Source organism: Rhodopseudomonas sp. BR0C11, from assembly GCF_010820945.1.
In the GTDB taxonomy this organism is placed as follows: Bacteria; Pseudomonadota; Alphaproteobacteria; order Rhizobiales; family Xanthobacteraceae; genus Rhodopseudomonas; species Rhodopseudomonas palustris_H.
In genome coordinates this window covers 1-2112 of the sequence record NZ_QTKI01000589.1, presented here as the reverse complement: position 1 = coordinate 2112, position 2112 = coordinate 1, and the positions used below count along the sequence as shown (strand labels likewise).

2 protein-coding genes and 1 pseudogene are annotated in these 2112 nt (G+C 67.8%); 2 read left to right on the top strand and 1 reads right to left on the bottom strand.

The features are described 5' to 3' along the window. Together DYI24_RS28165 and DYI24_RS25500 are read left to right on the top strand one after the other, a co-directional pair. Nucleotides 1–266 (top strand): hypothetical protein (locus tag DYI24_RS28165; protein WP_205523696.1); only part of this gene is annotated, 266 nt, incomplete at its 5' end. Next, nucleotides 253–1638 (top strand): lytic murein transglycosylase, encoded by a 1386-nt coding sequence (locus tag DYI24_RS25500; RefSeq protein WP_164574295.1) that lies wholly within the window; start codon nucleotides 253–255, stop codon nucleotides 1636–1638. The genes DYI24_RS28165 and DYI24_RS25500, both read left to right, overlap by 14 nt. Before the next feature lie 38 nt (nucleotides 1639–1676). Here the strand turns inward: DYI24_RS25500 and DYI24_RS25495 are convergent. Continuing rightward, nucleotides 1677–2112: pseudogene (locus DYI24_RS25495) on the bottom strand (hypothetical protein); the annotation flags it as partial.

The window sequence follows — 2112 nt, the reverse complement described above, 5'->3', positions numbered from 1 at the left end:
GGGACAGTGAGCAGCAGCCCGGAAGCGACGAACAGCCAGAAGTCGTGAATGCCGAGCATCTCGGTCCCATTCCCATGCGCGTTTCCCGCCATCCTCCGGCGATCGCGCCGGCCGTCAAGGGCCACCGCCGCACGCGAAAACTCGGTACGGGCGCGGGCGGCCGGACGGCAAAAAGCCGCTTTGTTAAGCTGATGGAAACCATCACGGCGCCTCCTGCCCGGGGGCCTCGCAACAGGTGGGATGCAATCGGCGATGACGGGACATAACCGGCTGGCAACTGCCGCGCTCGCGGCATGGTTCGGCGGCGTGGCGCTTTCGGCCACGGCGGCGCAGGCGCAGTCCGGCAATCCTCTGAACTTCCTCGACAGCATTTTCGGCAATCCGTCGCCGAGCCGCCCAGCCGCGCCCGGCGCGAGCGCCCCCTCCGGCGGCAGCTCCGCTGCCCAGCCCTGGAGCGGAGAGGACGGGGCCTCCGGCCATCCGCTGATGACCGCCGCCGCAATCCGCGAGGCCGCGGCGAATTTCGACAATTGCGTCGCGGCGATGTGGCCGGACGCGGCGCGCCGCGGCATCTCGAGGGAATCGTTCGAGCGCTACACCGCCGGCCTGTCGCCCGACCTGCGGCTGATGGACCTGATGGATTCGCAGCCGGAGTTCACCAAGTCGATCTGGGATTATCTGGACATCCTGGTCAACGATACCCGCCTCGCCAGGGGCCGCGAAATCCTGGCGCAGTACAAGCCGCAGTTCGACGCGGTCGAGCGCGCCTACGGCGTCGACCGTTACATCATCGCGTCGATCTGGGGCATCGAATCTAACTACTCGACCCAGATGGGCGATCGCTATGTGGTGAACTCCACCGCGACGCTGGCCTGCGTCGGCCGCCGCCAGGCGTACTTCAAGGACGAATTCCTCACCGCGCTGGAGATCCTGCATCGCGGCGATCTGCGGCCCGAGCAGCTGCGCGGCTCATGGGCTGGCGCGTTCGGCCCGACCCAGTTCATGCCGACGGCATTCAAGCGCTTCGCGGTCGACGCCGATGGTGACGGCCGCCGCGACGTCGTCGACAATCCCTACGACCTGATCGCCTCGACCGCCAACAACCTGAAGAAGGACGGTTGGCAGACCGGCCAGACCTGGGGCTACGAGGTCGTGGTGCCGAAGGGCTTCAACTACATGCTGGCCGACCGCCGCCAGACCCAGACGCTGGCGCAATGGGAGCAGATGGGGCTGCGCCGCGCCGGCGGCCAGCCGTTCCCGCGCTCGGGCGAAAAGGCCTATCTGCTGGCGCCGGCCGGCGCCGCCGGTCCCGGCTTCCTGATGCTCACCAATTTCCGGGTGATCATGAAGTACAACCCCGCCGAGGCCTACGCGCTGGCGATCGGCCATTTCGCCGACCGGCTGCGCGGCGGCGCCCCATTCGTCCAGGACTGGCCACGCCAGGAGCGCGCGCTGTCACGCACCGAAAAGCTGGAATTGCAGCAGCTCCTCGCCCAGCGCGGCTTCTACCGCGGCACACCCGACGGCCAGTTCGGCTCCGAAACCCGCAGCGCACTGCGGAATTTCCAGGCCTCGATCGGCGCACCGGCGGATGGGTTTGCGACGGGGGAGATGTTGGAGAGGTTGAGAGGACGCTGAATTCAGCGCGTCCCTCGAAGGCCAGGTCTGACGAGTGATTACTGCTGCGGGCTCGGCGTTGGTGCAGCACCGGTTGTTGTGCCAACTCCACCCGCGGTCTGCGGCGTGGCGTCGGTGGCGGTGACGCGCCACACCGTGTTGCCGAGGTCGTCGGCAATCAGCAGCGCGCCGACGAAGCAGGCGATCGGGACAGGCACCACATCGGATGGATCGGATGCGCGCCGATCCGCGCGGTCGATGCCAGTCGGAGTGAGTTTGCAGGGCCTGAGTTCGCGGGAAATGCGTCGTCCGCCATGGCGAGAATCCGCTGCCGTCTTCCTGACAGGTGCGAACACCGGCGGTGCCGCGATGTTCCTGACGACGGCGGAGTAAGCGGGCCCGTTCACGGCATTGTTTGCGGCACGCATGTCGGGCGCAGACCGGCGTCCGGCTTGACACCCGGCAGCGCGCCGCCGATCCTCCGCCGCATGATCC

What these genes read in the sequence shown, in the direction of transcription:
- DYI24_RS25500 (WP_164574295.1), top strand. Translation starts at nt 253, where the DNA reads ATGACGGGACATAACCGGCTGGCAACTGCCGCGCTCGCGGCATGGTTC.